The sequence below is a fragment of the Aquirufa lenticrescens genome (genome assembly GCF_019916085.1).
In the GTDB taxonomy this organism is placed as follows: domain Bacteria; phylum Bacteroidota; class Bacteroidia; order Cytophagales; family Spirosomataceae; genus Aquirufa; species Aquirufa lenticrescens.
On record NZ_CP049834.1, the window covers coordinates 1,627,221 to 1,642,920 of the forward strand.

At 43.0% G+C, this 15,700-nt stretch carries 14 protein-coding genes and 1 riboswitch; of the genes, 8 read left to right on the forward strand and 6 right to left on the reverse strand.

From position 1 onward, the window contains the following. Complete coding sequence (locus G9X62_RS07370; protein WP_223130088.1) at nucleotides 1–936, reverse strand: N(4)-(beta-N-acetylglucosaminyl)-L-asparaginase; 936 nt, start codon at nucleotides 934–936, stop codon at nucleotides 1–3. Nucleotides 937–1,046: 110 nt separating this feature from the next. Here G9X62_RS07370 and G9X62_RS07375 point away from each other — a divergent pair, with 110 nt between their 5' ends. The 4 genes from G9X62_RS07375 (at nucleotide 1,047) to smpB (ending at nucleotide 5,014) form a co-directional block, all read left to right on the forward strand. Beyond that, nucleotides 1,047–3,482 (forward strand): penicillin acylase family protein, encoded by a 2,436-nt coding sequence (locus G9X62_RS07375; RefSeq protein WP_223130089.1) that lies wholly within the window; start codon nucleotides 1,047–1,049, stop codon nucleotides 3,480–3,482. Between the two features lie 5 nt (nucleotides 3,483–3,487). Further along, a complete protein-coding gene (locus G9X62_RS07380) occupies nucleotides 3,488–3,829 on the forward strand; it encodes a hypothetical protein (RefSeq protein WP_223130090.1) in 342 nt (113 codons plus the stop codon). A gap of 69 nt (nucleotides 3,830–3,898) precedes the next feature. Continuing rightward, entirely contained in the window at nucleotides 3,899–4,495 is a 597-nt protein-coding gene (locus G9X62_RS07385; protein WP_223130091.1) for an OmpH family outer membrane protein, read from the forward strand. 57 nt (nucleotides 4,496–4,552) lie between these two features. After that, nucleotides 4,553–5,014 carry an SsrA-binding protein SmpB gene (gene smpB / locus G9X62_RS07390; protein WP_223130092.1) on the forward strand — a complete coding sequence of 154 codons (462 nt, stop codon included), beginning with the start codon at nucleotides 4,553–4,555 and terminating at the stop codon, nucleotides 5,012–5,014. On the opposite strand, the gene G9X62_RS07395 is transcribed toward smpB, so the two are convergent. From G9X62_RS07395 to G9X62_RS07405, 3 genes are read right to left on the reverse strand one after another with little or no spacing between them, the layout of a single operon-like run. Beyond that, entirely contained in the window at nucleotides 5,015–5,557 is a 543-nt protein-coding gene (locus G9X62_RS07395) for a CopD family protein (protein WP_223130093.1), read from the reverse strand. A 1-nt stretch (nucleotide 5,558) separates the two neighbouring features. After that, nucleotides 5,559–6,332: a polyprenol monophosphomannose synthase gene (locus G9X62_RS07400; RefSeq protein WP_223130094.1), complete on the reverse strand. Its 774-nt coding sequence runs from the start codon at nucleotides 6,330–6,332 to the stop codon at nucleotides 5,559–5,561. Then, a complete protein-coding gene (locus tag G9X62_RS07405; protein ID WP_223130095.1) occupies nucleotides 6,333–6,902 on the reverse strand; it encodes a DNA-3-methyladenine glycosylase I in 570 nt (189 codons plus the stop codon). It abuts the gene before it with no gap. 80 nt (nucleotides 6,903–6,982) lie between these two features. Then, a riboswitch (cobalamin riboswitch) is annotated at nucleotides 6,983–7,175 on the forward strand. A 76-nt stretch (nucleotides 7,176–7,251) separates the two neighbouring features. Here G9X62_RS07405 and G9X62_RS07410 point away from each other — a divergent pair. Continuing rightward, nucleotides 7,252–9,228 carry a TonB-dependent receptor plug domain-containing protein gene (locus G9X62_RS07410; RefSeq protein WP_223130096.1) on the forward strand — a complete coding sequence of 659 codons (1,977 nt, stop codon included), beginning with the start codon at nucleotides 7,252–7,254 and terminating at the stop codon, nucleotides 9,226–9,228. Between the two features lie 89 nt (nucleotides 9,229–9,317). Here the strand turns inward: G9X62_RS07410 and G9X62_RS07415 are convergent, their stop codons facing one another. Beyond that, nucleotides 9,318–9,887: a DUF4833 domain-containing protein gene (locus G9X62_RS07415; RefSeq protein WP_223130097.1), complete on the reverse strand. Its 570-nt coding sequence runs from the start codon at nucleotides 9,885–9,887 to the stop codon at nucleotides 9,318–9,320. Between the two features lie 122 nt (nucleotides 9,888–10,009). Between G9X62_RS07415 and G9X62_RS07420 the strand changes: the two genes are divergently transcribed. Genes G9X62_RS07420 through infB form a run of 3 tightly spaced genes read left to right on the forward strand, consistent with a single transcriptional unit; the run spans nucleotide 10,010 to nucleotide 14,518 of the window. Beyond that, nucleotides 10,010–10,489, forward strand: a complete 480-nt coding sequence (locus tag G9X62_RS07420; RefSeq protein WP_223130098.1) for a ribosome maturation factor RimP — start codon at nucleotides 10,010–10,012, stop codon at nucleotides 10,487–10,489. 17 nt (nucleotides 10,490–10,506) lie between these two features. Then, on the forward strand, nucleotides 10,507–11,754 hold the full coding sequence (gene nusA / locus G9X62_RS07425; RefSeq protein ID WP_223130099.1) for a transcription termination factor NusA: 1,248 nt from the start codon (nucleotides 10,507–10,509) through the stop codon (nucleotides 11,752–11,754). Nucleotides 11,755–11,794: 40 nt separating this feature from the next. Further along, nucleotides 11,795–14,518: a translation initiation factor IF-2 gene (gene infB / locus G9X62_RS07430; RefSeq protein WP_223130100.1), complete on the forward strand. Its 2,724-nt coding sequence runs from the start codon at nucleotides 11,795–11,797 to the stop codon at nucleotides 14,516–14,518. 151 nt (nucleotides 14,519–14,669) lie between these two features. Here infB and G9X62_RS07435 read toward each other — a convergent pair whose 3' ends face one another. Then, nucleotides 14,670–15,686 carry a PorP/SprF family type IX secretion system membrane protein gene (locus tag G9X62_RS07435; protein ID WP_223130101.1) on the reverse strand — a complete coding sequence of 339 codons (1,017 nt, stop codon included), beginning with the start codon at nucleotides 15,684–15,686 and terminating at the stop codon, nucleotides 14,670–14,672. Nucleotides 15,687–15,700 lie beyond the last annotated feature (14 nt).

The following is a 15,700-nucleotide window of genomic DNA, read 5'->3' on the forward strand; positions in this document are numbered from 1 at the left end:
TTACATATAGGACGCGCTCTCGATTACCTGCGTTTTCCCGTTTTTAGTGATGGTGTAATTAAATCCTTTTTGGATGGCATAAGCGCCATATTCTCCTTTTTTATTGAGGGCCAAATACCCGATTTGGAATTCCTTGTATTTATAACGTTTCACAATCCGCATCACGGCCTCTTCACAGGCCTTTTGTGGTGACATGCCTTGTCTCATTAATTCAACAATTAAGAAAGATCCTAAAGTCTTCATGACGAATTCTCCCAATCCCGTCGCACAAGCTCCGCCTACCTCATCATCGCAAAAAACAGCTCCGCCGATGATAGGGGAGTCACCAATACGACCGTGCATTTTAAACGCCAAACCACTCGTCGTACAAGCGCCGGCAATTTCGCCTGCTTTTCCAATGCCTAATAAACCGATCGTATCGTGTCGTTCAATATTAATAACTGGCTCGTATTTGGATTCTTTTTTCCATTCTTCCCAGGCTTTTTTAGAGCTCTCCGTTAACAGATTCTCTACTTTAAATCCTTGCTCTAAGGCAAATTTTAACGCGCCTGCACCTGATAGCATCACATGCGGCGTTTTTTCCATCACCGCTCTTGCCACTGAAATAGGGTGCATAATACCCTCTAAAAAGGTTACAGAACCTGCATTCCCCAAATGATCCATGATGCAAGCGTCTAACGTAACGTGGCCATCGCGATCAGGATAACCACCGTAACCCACCGAAGTGTCGTTTGGATCTGCTTCCGGGATGCGTGCACCAGCTTCGACGCCATCGAGCGCTTTGCCCGTTTCCATCAATTTATTCCAACCCGCGATGGTCGCTTTTTCATTTTTCCAAGTCGCTATAATGAGCGGTTCGGAAGTTTTTGCCTGGGCGGTTGCGCCTAGGCTGGCGCCTAGCAGGGTGGATGTTTGAAGGAAGGTACGTCTTTTCATATAGCTTTAAAGATAATTTATTTGGGTGTAATGCAACAATTTTGTAAAATTGTCTTTCTAAAATAGAAAAAAATCTTCGGATATTTCATTTATCTACCCCTATTTCATCAATGAAAATCATTAAATCTGCTTTTCCTTTGGTAATCGCCCTGTTTTTAACCTATGCGATGAACCAAAGCTGGGGAACTATTCCTCCCATTGGAAAAATATTCAGTCCTTTTCACGGCTTTTGGATGAATGCCGAAAGCCCAGATTCAGGCGAACCCACAGAAGAAACCTTGCAAATCGAGGGATTACATCAACCCGTTCAAGTCGTTTATGACGAGATGGGCGTGCCGCACGTTTTTGCGCAAGATGATCACGATCTTTATTTAGCTCAGGGTTATTTGACGGCCAAAGACCGGTTGTGGCAAATGGAATTCCAAACACACTTCGCGGGCGGTCGCATTTCTGAGATCGTAGGCGAAAAAGGAGTTGCTTCTGATCAGTTCCAACGCAGAATGGGTTCTGTATATGGCGCAGAAAAATCATTTGAGGGTATGAAAGAAGATCCAGCAGCCAAAACAGCTTTGGAGGCCTATGCAGCGGGAGTTAATGCCTATATCGGTTCTTTGTCTGATCGTGAATTACCATTGGAATACAAACTATTAAACTACCGTCCTGAGCCCTGGACGCCTATCAAGAGCGCCTTGTTCTTGAAGAATATGTCCTTTGTCTTAGCTTCGGGAACGGATGATTTGAAGATGACGAATATCTTGCGCAAATACGGTCGCGAGGTAGCGGAAGATCTTTTTCCGAATTATCCTTTCCAAGAGAGTCCGATCATTCCCGTGGGATCACCAGTCGATTTCAAACCAGTACCTATTCCAGCGGCACCCGCAGACTTTACAGGTTTAGGCAGTTCGATGTCTACGCCTGAAAAGGATCTGAACATTGGTTCGAATAACTGGGCCGTTTCAGGAAACAAAACAGTTTCGGGATTACCTATTTTAGCTAATGACCCACACTTGACCTTGTCATTACCATCGATTTGGTACCAAATGCAATTAGTCGCTCCAGGCGTCAACGTGTATGGTTCGACGATGCCAGGAACGCCTAACGTGATCATTGGATTCAATAAAAATGTGGCTTGGGGTGTAACGAACGTAGGTTCTGATGTTTTGGACTGGTACCAAGTGAAATTCAAAGACGCCTCGAAACAGGAATACTGGCACGATGGTAAATGGAAGAAAACGACCATGCGCATCGAAACCTTTAAGGTCAAAGGAAAGAAGGATATGGTCGATACGATCTTCTTTACACACCATGGTCCGGTCGTGTATTTATCACACGAAAAACCATTCCGTTCAAATATTCCGGTAGGGCACGCCTTGCGTTGGATCGCCCATGAGAAATCTCAAGAATTAACGACGTTCTATCAATTGAATCGCGCGAAAAATTACGAAGACTACAAGAAGGCTTTGACCTTCTATTCCGCTCCGGCTCAAAACTTTGTGTTTGCTAGTAATGAAGGCGATATCGCTTTATGGGTGAACGGTAAATTCCCTTTGAAGTCGAAATTGCAAGGAAAGTATTTATTAGATGGAACGGACGCGGCGGCTGATTGGCAGGGATTTATCCCTCAGGCGCACAATCCGCACGTAAAGAACCCGGTTCGAGGTTTCGTAAGTTCGGCGAATCAATTCTCAACAGATCCCTCTTATCCGTATTATTTAGGCTGGCAATATGCGCCATCTGAGCGTGGTCGTCGCATTAATGAGCGTCTAGCGGTGATGGAAAAAATTACGATGGATTCCTTGCGAGGTCTCCAAAACGACAACTTCAACATCCGTGCTCGTGAATTATTGCCTTTGCTTTTCGCTCAGGTGAAATCACCTACTGCGGCTCAATCGAAAGCATTAGCTGCTTTGAAATCTTGGAATTTAGTGAATAGCCCTGAGTCTGTGGGAGCTACTATTTTTGAAAACTGGGTAATGACATTGCAGAGCTGTCTTTGGGATGATGAATTCTCCGCAGATGAAAAAGTGCCTATGAGCCGTCCTTCGATGGATCGCACGATTCAACTGATCAAATCGGAGCCAACAGCGCGCTGGTGGGATGATACGAAGACGCCTGCTAAGGAGTCGATGTCAGATATCGTGATGAAGTCATTGCAAGCGAACGTGGACACCTTGGTGAAACAACACGGTCCGCAGGGGCCAGAATGGGCTTGGTACAAACACAAGCAAACGGGTGTTCGCCACTTAATCCCAGGTATGGATGCCTTATCTCGCCTGAATATCCCGATTGGTGGGGGTGGAACCATCGTGAATGCAACTACGACGAAAACAGGGCCATCTTGGCGTTTAGTAGTGGAGCTTTCTAAAGAGGGTAAGCCTAAAGCTTATGGTGTTTACCCAGGTGGACAATCAGGTAATCCAGGAAGTAGCCATTATGATGATTTGATTGATACCTGGGCCAAAGGAGAGCTTAAGCCTCTTTTATACCTAGAATCACCGGATCAAAAATCGAATCGTTTACGTAAGAAAATCACTTTATCGAAATAAGCATTATGAGCAAGTTAATCTATAGTATCATTTTAATTGTTATCGGTGCTTTGGTGGGAATTTACCTGCCTTGGTATGCGATGGGTGTGGCCTTTGGGCTAATTGCCTTTGTGTTAAATATGCCCTTAAAGTCAAGTTTTTTGACGGGATTTCTGGCAGGTTTTGTTTTATGGGTAGTATCAGCCTTATGGCTTGATATACAGCACCCTAGTACATTACCTAGTCGCATGGCTCAAGTTTTCCCTCTAAAGGGGAATGTGTTTGTTTTATTTGTTCTGACTGGCTTGCTAGGAGGCTTATTTAGTGGCATTTGGACCTGGGCTGGGGCTAGATTAAGACAGAAATAATAATTTTTTAGGACAAACGATATAGACCTTGTATATTTGCCGACAATCCAATAAATAAAAATAATACACGTGAAAAATTTACCATACGCTTGGTTGGGCGTTTTAACCATCGCAATTGCTTTTTTATTTTACCAAAATTCAGGTAGCTCATCGACAGGCTTAGGTGCTTCGACAGCTGATGGAAAACGTATTGTATTCGTAAACTCGGATTCGTTATTAACGAATTACCAGTTTTACAAAGACGCTCAAAAAGAGTTTGAGAACAAAGGATACCGTTTACAAGTTGATTTAGGTCAAAAAGAGCAATCACTTCAAGCAGAATTACAAGCGATTCAACAACGTGCTTCAGCCATGACTCAAGCGGAATTGCAAGCAGCTGATATGACTTTGAAGAAAAAAGGTGCTGAATTGCAACAATATTCTCAACAAAAGCAAGCAGAGTTAGGTCAAGAGCAAGCAAAGAAAAACGAAGAATTGTACAACAACATTCGTGACTATATTTCTAAAACAAACAAAGCAAACAAATATGAGTTTGTGTTAGGTTATTCTAAAGTGGGCGGCGGAATTTTATTCGCAGATCCTTCTGTAGATGTAACTCAAAAAATCATCGAAGGATTGAACAAAGAGTACGCTGCAACGAAAGGCGACAAAAAAGAAGATAAATAATAGCTTTTAGCTACATTTAGCCACGCAGTGTTTCGCTGTGTGGCTTTTTTTATTCCAATGGCAAAAGAAAAAATCCAGAAGACTGTTGAAATCAAGAACCGTAGGGCTTCCTTTGAATATGCATTCATTGATACCTTCACGGCTGGCTTGGTATTGACAGGTACCGAGATTAAATCGATCCGCCAAGGGAAAGCCAATCTAACCGATGCCTACTGTATTTTCTTTCAGGACGAACTCTTCGTTCGCAATATGCACATATCGGCCTATGACGAGGGTACGCATTACAATCACGACCCCTTACGAGATCGCAAGTTGCTTTTATCTAAACGCGAATTAGGTAAATTACAGAAGGAGTTGAAGAATGTGGGTTTAACAATTATTCCTACTCGTCTATTCATCTCAGATAAAGGCTATGCCAAACTAAACATCGCACTATCGAAAGGTAAAAAAACCTTTGATAAACGAGATGATATTAAAGAAAAAGATGTGAAACGGGATATGGATCGCTCGATGTCCTAATTAAGCCTTGTTTCTGATTTTCTTCACGATGGTGACTGCCGCCATAATCACAATGGCGAAAATCACAAATCCTCCCAATCCATACATCCAGTCCAAGGTATTTTTAGCCACCACTAAGAAAACCACCGCGACTAGTAAAATCGTGGCAATCTCATTATAAAGCCTTAGTTGTGTTCCGGAAAGGATAAAATTCCCCTTTCTGAATTGAAGAATCAGGTATCTACAAACAAAATGGTAAACCGTAATGGCTACCACGAAACCTAATTTCAAATGCAGCCAGCCTTGAGATCCAAAGCTGCTTAGCCAAGCCACATAAATCAACGATAAACCAGTTATCCACGTCAAGAACATTGCTGGAATCATGATGGCATTGAAAAGGATTTTCTCCATCTTCTCGAACTGCATCGATAAAATACTTTTTTCGGGCTCTCCTTTGTCTTGTGATTCAGCGTGGTAAACCAACAAACGGGGAAGGTAGAATAGACCAGCAAACCAGCTGACAACAAATATGATGTGAATGGATTTTAAGACCGTATAGCTCATATTAGGCTTGGTAACGCTTGAACAAACTATTGACTTTCATTTGGATTACGCCAAAAATCGCTTCTTTAAAAATATTCGCCGACATCTTACTCGTTCCTTTCGTGCGATCTGTAAAGATGATAGGTACTTCTACGAGTTTGAAACCATATTTCCAGGTGGTAAATTTCATTTCCACTTGGAAGGCGTAACCGATGAACTTGATTTGGTCTAAAGGTAATGTTTCCAAGGTATTTCTTCGGTAGCAAACGAATCCAGCGGTTGCGTCTTGCACTTTCATTCCCGTAATGAAACGCACATAAAAGCCAGCGAAGTAGGACATCAACACACGGCTCATAGGCCAATTGACTACGTTCACGCCATTAATGTAGCGGGATCCGATAGACATATCTCCGTTTCCAGCTTCTTCTTCCGGCAAGTTTTCTTCTTTTAATTCGGCGGGTGTGGCGCAGGCTTTGAACAGGCGAATTAAATCATCCGGATTGTGGGAGAAGTCTGCATCCATTTCGAAGATGAAATCGTAGCCTTTATCTAGGGCGATTTTGAAGCCTTCAATATAAGCGGTGCCTAATCCTAATTTACCTTTTCTCTCCAGTAAGTGAATACGGCCTTCATTCACCTTTTGAAGGCGTTTTACTTCCTGCGCAGTTCCATCAGGCGAACCATCATCCACGATTAAGACATCGAAAACGGGATCCAAGCTCAAGACCTTCAAAAGGATGGCTTCGATGTTTTCAATCTCGTTGTAGGTGGGGATAATGACTATCCTTTTGTTCATTTAGCTATTGTTAGGATGGCGAAAGCAGTCAATCGTATGATCGTTCACTAATCCAGCGGCCTGCATCAACGCATAACAAATGGTAGGGCCGACAAATCGGAATCCATTCTTCTTTAGAGATTTGCTCAAAAGGACAGAAATTTCTGTGCTAGCGGGTAATTCTCCGTGATGGGCAAAGTGGTTTAGGATAGGCGTATGGCCCACAAACTCCCAAATATATTGGTTAAAGCTACCAAATTTTTCCTGAATTTTAATAAATGCCTGCGCATTCGTTCGGACGGCGCTGATTTTTAGTCGGTTTCGGATGATTAGTTCGTTTTGCATTTGAGCTTCTAGTTGCTCATTCGACCAGGTGGCTAAGGCGTGGTAATCGAGTTGCGCGAAGGCTTCTCTGAAGGCTTCGCGTCGCTTCAAAATGGTGATCCAAGAAAGTCCAGCTTGGAAGCCTTCTAGGATGAGGAGCTCAAAAAGCGCTTCATCGCGGTGTTCTGGATTACCCCATTCGAGGTCGTGGTAGGTTTGGTATAATTCATCTGTACCACACCAGCGGCAGCGTATTTTTGTGTCCATCGTTTGAGTTTCTTTTTACAAAATAGGAGAATATATTTCGAAACTTTGGCCCAACAAATTGATAAAATAGAAATTGAACTACCTTTGTGGTAGCGAAAGGTTCTGCGCCGCTTCGAACGGCGTTGATTAATAGGGAATTTGGTGAAAATCCGAAACTGTCCCCGCAACTGTAAATTTTCAAAAAGCTTTTCAATCTAGGGTCACTGGCGTCGCTGGGAAGGCCGAAAAGCAAGGGAAATGAGTCAGGAGACCTGCCTTTTACTATTCTTGACCTTGCGTTACGGAGGATGATCCGAGGTCGAGCGTTCGATTACCTTTTTATTTCACAGGCCCGAAAGGGCAAAAAAACATGTTAAACGTAGTAGTTATTGCGGCCGCACTATGGTCGGGCAGTAGTCAGTATCCAGTAGTCAGTAGTCAGTATCCAGTAGACAGTAGTCCGGAGGTCTCCTCTCTTTACTCTCCTCTCTCTACTCTAAAAAGAGATTCCACGCTCGCGGACGTCACCATTTCCGCTCCCAAGTACCCAGAAAAACTCGCAAGATCGGGGAAAGTGGTTTCGGTTATTTCGGCCGAAATGATCCAGGCCAATCAGGGGAAAAGTCTAGGTGAATTACTCCAGCAGAGTGTAGGTGTCGCGGTAGTAGGCGCGCGCAGCGCGCCGGGGACGAATCAGGAAATTTATGTAAGAGGGGCAAATACGGGCCACGTGTTGTTGTTAATGGATGGTTTTCCGCTGAATGATCCGTCGCATATTTCGTCGGTAATGGATTGGAACTTGATTTCTTTGGCCAACATCGAACGAATTGAAATTCTAAAAGGAGGTCAATCTACGCTGTATGGATCGGATGCGATGGCGGCTGTAATTAATTTAGTCACCAAGAAAAATGCGAAAGGATTAAATGTTGTACTACAAGGAGGTGGATTGGGGACTCATCAAGAACAGCTTTCTTGGTCCACTACTCAAGGAAATAATCAGCTTCAAATACAAGCCCAGAATTACGCGACGGATGGTTTTTCTTCGGCTAAAATAGCCCAAGGAAAAGCGGAGGCCGACGGATTTAAGCAGCAAAGTTGGGGTTTGAAATGGGGACGAGATATGGGTAAATTAGGTAACCTAAATTTCTCTTATGCGACACAGTTGTACCAGGGGAATTTGGACAATGGGCCCTTTGTAGATGATCGAGATTATACTTCGAAGGCTGTAAGTCATTCGTTTAGAGCGCAATACCAAGTGAATAATTGGACAGTTCGCGCCTTTCAGGATTTGATTCATCGGGAGTTTCGCAACGATTCGATGGATGTGGCAGCGAATGCGTGGTCGAAGTTTAGCCTATCCAGTTATGCAGGTTTGAACCAAGGATTAGAAGCTTTTGTGAAGATTCCAGTAAAGGAAAATGCTACTTTGCTGATTGGGTCTGAATATAGACGCCAAAAAACGGAGCAAAGCGACCTCTCCATCAGCGACTACGGTCCTTATGCGTCTCCTGATTTAACAGAGAAGCAAAAGACTCAGCAAATTGGGGGAACTTATGCGACCTGGCAGCAAAGCTGGGGTAAACTCGGTTACGAGGTGGGCGCGCGATGGAATTCGCAATCGACTTTTGGGAACTACTTTACCTATAATCTGAATCCGTATTGGGCTATTTCGCAGACGGCTAAACTCTTTGGGAATTATTATACGAGTTTCAAAACGCCTTCGATTTATCAATTAGCGTCTCCATATGGTAACCTGGATTTGCAACCGGAACAAGGGAAAACGATCGAATTTGGGGCAGAAAAGAAAATGAAATCGTGGAAGCTTCGCGTAGTTGCCTTTGAAAATCAAGTGAATCAGGGGATTGTTTTTCAGGCGATGGATATCGAGCCTTTTGGCAAATACCAAAATATTTCTCAGCAGCATACCCGCGGAATCGAATTCGAGATTAGTTATCAGACTTCGAAATTTCAAGCGGATTTCAATTATACGTATTTGAAAGGGGAGATGACTGATCGCGATTCGACTTATTCGTCCTTGATTCGCCGCCCAACGAATGCCTGGAATCTGTATTTGCAGGCAAAATTGGCAAATAAATGGACGGTGGGATTAACGAATCAATTTGTTGGCCAAAGAACGGACTACTTCTACGATGAGTCCACCTATTCCGTTCAACCGAATCCCATGTCAGCCTACGTGTGGACGGACATTTCGGTTCATTACCAACTCAATTCCAAATGGAAGATATCAGCCTTACTAAAAAATGCGCTGAATCAAGAAATAACGGAGATTACGGGGTATAGTGGGCAACCGAGGAATTTACAAATTTCCCTTGTGGGAAATTTGTAGATTAGAGATTATAGAGCATAGATTATAGAGTAGAGATAAGATTTTGAGATTTTTGTCTCCACTCTATAATCTATTATCTCTACTCTACTTTATGGCTTAAACTTCTCATACACATCCTTCCCTGTTACCGGATCTTTGCCAAAAAGCTCGATATAATTCACCGTAGTCATAAACTTAGAATCGTCCACGGTAACAAACACGCGTTTTAGGATTTGCATCTTTCCATTGATGGGAAAAAGAGCAATGGGGTCTCCGGCGGCATCCTGCTTGACCATAAATTTTCGTTTTCGGTAAGCTAAGAAATGTCCTTCATAGGAATTAGGTGCACCTGGTACTGCTGTAGTATATAATCCGTAGGCTAATGTGCGTTGGATGGCGGTTAGTTCCTCTTTTTGGCCCTTTTCTCCAAAACGATACCAATAGGTGTGTACCGGATCTTTGGCATTCAATTTACCTCCCACCAAATTCGCATCATAGACTACCACGTTTGCATTTGTACTCCTTTGGATAAAGAATAGACGATTAGGGGCATCTGGTGGAGTGGGGAAACGGTCACCTCCTTGGCTGTAAAATGTGATAAGAAGAAGGAGCGACGCTAATTTCATTTGGAAATAATTGAAGATGCAAATAACGAAAAAATTCGCAATCTGTTTTTGCATAAAGACTCTATAACGGACCGATTACTTTGTTTTTCTAAAATTATGCGTATCTTTGTAGAGAATTTAAGGAAAAGAAGAGGGGTTTTTGATCCCTCTTTTTGTTTTCATAGCCCAGAAGGAACATGGATTTAACGAGTAAACTGAAAGAATGGACATTGGAGTATATTGGCGATGGCCCTTTGCTTTTAGTCGATTTTTCTGTGTCTCAGGGTGCTAAAAGAACCTTAATTACGATTTTGGTGGATACGTTAGAAGGTGTTACCATTGACCAATGCGCTTTAATGAGCCGTAAATTAGCCCACTTCATAGAAGAGGGCGTGCTGATTGAAGAAGCGTATAATTTAGAAGTGTCTTCACCGGGTTTGGACTTTCCTTTAAGCCAAGGCTGGCAATTTCAGAAGAACCTAGGCCGCAAGGTGAAGGTTTGGATGAAAAATAAAGAGGCGGAAAATGTAGAGGGAACGTTGGTTTCTAATACAGATGAAGCGGTGGAAATCTTAACAGAGAAGACCGTCAAGCATAGAAAAATCGTTGCGAAAGAAGCCACTTGGTTTCCGTTAGCAGAGGTAGATAAAATAAAAGTACAAGTGTCATTTCAATAAACAAAGAAGAGATAGCAATGAACAGTGTTGAATTAATTTCGTCATTTTCAGACTTTGCTCGGGAGAAAAACATTGACAAACCGACGATGATCGCGGTTTTGGAAGAAGTTTTTCGTACGATGATTCGCAAGAAATTCGGGGCAGACGAAAATTTTAATGTCATTATCAATGCCGAAAGCGGCGACTTAGAGATGTGGCGTAGCCGCGAGATCGTAGACGATAACTCAGAAGATATTTGGGATTTCGACAAAATACCTTTGAGCGAAGCGAAGTTAATCGAGCCCGATTTTGAAATCGGTGAAGAGGTAGCTGAGTTAGTGAGATTAGAGGATTTCGGTCGTCGTGTAGTTCAAACCGCTCGTCAAACATTGATCCAAAAGATCAAGGATATTGAAAAAGAAGGTTTGTACGAAAAATACAAAGACTTAGTAGGTGAATTAGTGACTTCAGAGGTATACCAAATCTTAGGTCGCGAATTAATCTTATTAGATAGCGAAGACAATGAATTAGTGTTGCCTAAGACAGAGATGATTTCTAAAGATCGTTTCAAGAAAGGGGAGACTATTAAGGCCATCATTCACAAAGTGGAAATGGCAAATGGTACACCGCGTATCATTTTATCTCGTGTTTCTCCAGTATTCTTAGAGCGTTTATTCGAACAAGAAATTCCTGAGATCTACGACGGTACGATCACCATTCGCAAGATTGTTCGTGAACCTGGTGAGCGTGCGAAAGTGGCGGTAGAGTCATTTGATGACCGTATTGATCCAGTAGGAGCTTGCGTAGGTATGAAAGGTTCTCGTATTCACGGTATCGTTCGTGAATTACAAAACGAAAATATTGACGTGATTAACTTCACTGATAATTTAGAATTATTGGTAGCGCGTACGTTAAGCCCAGCGAAATTAAACTCAATGGCGATTGACAAAGAGCGTCGTCGTATTTCTGTTTATTTAAATTCAGATCAGGTTTCTATGGCGATTGGTCGTGGAGGTCAAAACATCAAGTTAGCAGGTAAATTAGTAGGTTACGAAATCGATGTATTCCGTGATGTACCTAAGGATGAGCTAGATGATGAGGATGTGGAATTGACAGAATTCTCTAACGAGATTGAGGCTTGGATTTTAGATGAGCTTCATAAAATTGGTTTAGATACGGCGAAACAAGTTTTGGCTTTATCTAAAGAAGAGTTAGAGCGCAGAACGGAATTAGAAGAAGGTACGATCGATGAGATCCTAGCGGTTTTACGTTCTGAGTTTGAGTAATTTATAGTAAATAAAAAGAATTTAGTTTTTTGTAATTTTTATGGCAGAAGAAAAAACAATGCGGTTGAGCCTTGTAGCAAAGCAAATAAACGTGGGAACGTCTACGATCCTACAGTTTCTCTCTGCGAAAGGTCACAAAATTGACAATAACCCCAACGCCAAACTGAACTTTGAGCAGTTGACCTTGTTAGCAAAGGAATATGGTGCGAACCATATTTTGGAATCCTCTGTAGAGGCTCCTAAGCCAGCTCCAGCACCAGAACCGGTTGCTGCAGCACCAGCTCCTGCGCCAGCTCCAGCACCAGAGCCAGTGGTCGAAAAGCCAGCACCAGTTGCGGAAGCTCCGAAAGCCCCTGAAGCACCAGCTCCTGTGGCCGAGGCTCCAGCTGAGGAAAAGCAAGTGGGATTGAAGATTTTGGGAAAAATCGAATTGGATAAAAAAGGAAATCCAGTAGCTCCTAAGGCTGAAAAGGCTCCTGAACCAGCGCCTACTCCGGCTCCTGAACCTGCTCCGGCACCTAAGCCTGAGCCTGTGGCAGAAAAGCCAGCTCCAGCACCTACTCCTGAGCCAGTTGCGCCTGTGCCAGCAGCGCCTGAGGCAGTTGTGGACGATATTCAGTTAATTGAAGCGCGCGGAGAAACCTTAAAAGGCTTAACCGTTTTAGGTAAAATAGAATTACCTGCAGCTGGTGATCGCGGAAATAACGCGAAACACAAGCGCAAGCGTATTATCAAGGAGGAGAAAAAACCAGCTCCATCTGTTCCTGGAACAGGCGGACGTCCAGGTGATAAAAAGGATTTCAATAAGAAACCAGCTCCAGGTGCTAAACCAGCACCGAAAGGAGAATTGTCAGATAAAGACATCCAAGAGCAAATCAAAGCTACGATGGCTCGCTTGCAAGGTGCGACCAATAAGCAAAGTTTCGGTGCAGATAAGCGCCGCGAGAAGCGTAAGGGTCGTGCAGAAGCAGAAGAGGCACGTATGATGGCGGAAGATGAGGAAGCAAAAGTATTGAAGGTGACGGAATTTATTTCTGCATCGGATTTAGCTTCTCTAATGGATACATCCGTGAACGAGGTAATATCCGCTTGTATGAGCTTGGGTATGTTCGTTTCGATTAACCAACGTTTGGATGCAGAAGCCATTACGGTGATCGCGGATGAATTTGGTTTTGAAGTGAGTTTCGTTTCCGCAGAAGAGGAAATCGATGTAGTGGAAGTGGAAGTGGAGGATTCTCCAGAAGATTTAGTGCCTCGTGCGCCTATCGTTACGATTATGGGTCACGTCGATCACGGTAAAACTTCCTTACTAGATTATATTCGTCGTGCTAAAGTAGCAGCAGGTGAGGCGGGTGGTATCACCCAACACATTGGTGCTTACTCAGTAGAGACGAAATCAGGCAAGAAAGTTACGTTCTTAGATACACCTGGTCACGAAGCCTTTACAGCGATGCGTGCCCGTGGTGCGAAAGTAACCGATATCGTAATTATCGTTATCGCAGCGGACGACTCTGTGATGCCTCAAACAAAAGAGGCGATCAACCACTCGATGGTAGCAGGTGTTCCGATTGTTTTTGCTTTCTCTAAGATTGATAAAGACGGCGCAAACTCTGACAAAGTACGCGAGGAGTTAGCGGCCATGAATATGCTTGTAGAGGATTGGGGTGGTAAATACCAATGCCAAGAAATCTCGTCTAAGTCTGGTCAAGGTATCGACGATTTATTAGAAAAAGTATTGTTAGAAGCGGAGATGCTTGAATTAACGGCTAACCCTAAGAAGAAGGCTGTAGGTTCTGTCATCGAAGCAGAATTAGATAAAGGACGTGGATATGTTACTACCTTGTTAGTTCAAGCGGGTACATTAAACGTGGGTGATATGATGTTAGCGGGTGATAATTACGGTCGTGTGAAAGCGATGTTTGACCACCACGGTAATAAAATCAAAAAAGCGGGTCCATCGACTCCTGTTCAAGTGTTAGGCTTAAACGGAGCGCCGCAAGCGGGTGATAAATTACTTTGCTTAGAAAACGAGCGTGAGGCACGTGAGATTGCGAACAAGCGTGAGCAAATTCTACGTGAGCAAACATTACGTACCCGTAAGCATATCACATTAGAGGAGATTGGTCGTCGTAAGGCTATCGGTACATTCCGTGAATTGAACGTAATCGTAAAAGGTGACGTGGATGGTTCCGTAGAGGCCCTTTCGGATTCCTTGATGAAGTTATCGACCGAAGAGGTTCAAGTACGTATCATTCACAGAGGTGTAGGTCAGGTTTCTGAATCCGATGTGGCTTTAGCGTCTACTTCTGATGCGGTTATCATCGCTTTCCAAGTTCGTCCATCGCAAAATGCACGTCGTTTAGCTGATACCGAACAAATCGAAATTCGTAACTACTCGATCATCTACCAGGCGATCGATGAAATTAAGGCAGCGATGGAAGGTCTATTAGCTCCTTCATTCGAAGAGGTAATTACTTCGAACATCGAAATTCGTGACGTGTTTAAGATTACCAAAATCGGTACAGTAGCTGGTTGCTACGTATTAGACGGTACGGTGAAACGTGCACACAAGATTCGTGTCATTCGTGACTTTGTAGTGGTTCACGACGGCGAGATTTCAGCCTTGAAACGTTTCAAAGATGATGTAGCAGAGGTTAAATTCGGTTACGAGTGTGGTCTATCTGTCAAGAACTTCAACGATTTAGAAGTAGGTGATATGTTAGAGTGCTACGAAATGAAAGAAGTAAAAAGAACGCTGAAATAATTTTTCAAATCAGAAAATGGCCTTCGGTATATTTTCTATAATTTGAAATCTCATTTCGGTGTCTATCTGAAAATAAGTCAAAAAAGGGAGCAATTGCTCCCTTTTTTGCGTCATATCTCTACTCTCTACTCTCTACTCTACTATCACTGTACTAAAACTTCGGACAAGCGAAGCTTTGGCGGTAGCGTTGGTAGGATTTTCTTTGGCCAAAATCCCAGTATAATACATAAGAGAAGCTTAACTCGTGGGCTCCGCCGGAGCCTGCGCCTAATCCTGAAACCGTAAAATCATAGGAATAGCCAAACGAGTACCGATTATTTTGAATGCCGATGAGTCCGATGATGGATTCCCGACTTGAGGCAGATTTTGCGGTTTGTTTATTTAAAGGTAACCCACGGTACCAAACACCCAGTACAATTGGGTCTAATTGCAGGTAAGTTCCTAAGTCTAATTGGCTAAAAGTACCTTGATTTTTAACGTAGACAGCTGGTTTTAAGCTACTATGTTCTGTTAATGATGTGCTAAATCCTCCCATTAATGCATATTTTGGGGTGATTAGATCATCACTCGATCGAATAAGGGATTGATTAGGTTGATTAAGATGGTGAACAGAGGCGCCAAGCCAGTAATCCACATCATTTATGAGAATACCTGCTGAAAGATCTAAGTAGCTAGTTCGGCTCACAAATTGGGTGGCAAGTGGATCAAAGGTATTTCCAAGCGTACCATTTACTAAAAAAGACCCCAGTTGATCGCCATAGGTTAAATGGCTGTAATCTAAACTTCGAAATACGCCTGAACCTTGTATTCCCATAGAAAGTAAGGTTGTCTCATTCAAATTTGCGTGATAAGCATATTGAAGGCTTAAAGAATTGGTTTGAAGACTTGAAAATTGCTTATCTGAAGAGAAAAGAAGACCTAGCCCACTATTTATTTTTCCCAAACTTAGCTCTAGAGCCGCAGCAGAATATTGGTAATTAGCTGATTGGTTCGGCCATTGGTTTCGATGGGTTAAATAGACTTTGTTTTGATCTTGTAAACCAGCGAAGGCGGGGGAATTAAGTAAGGGGTTGGCTAGGTTTTGAGATAATTGTGGATCTTGCGCTGAGAGCGAAAAAGCATTCAGTGACAATATGAAATAGAAAAAAATGGATAAACGAGTCCACATAGCTCAGCAATTTA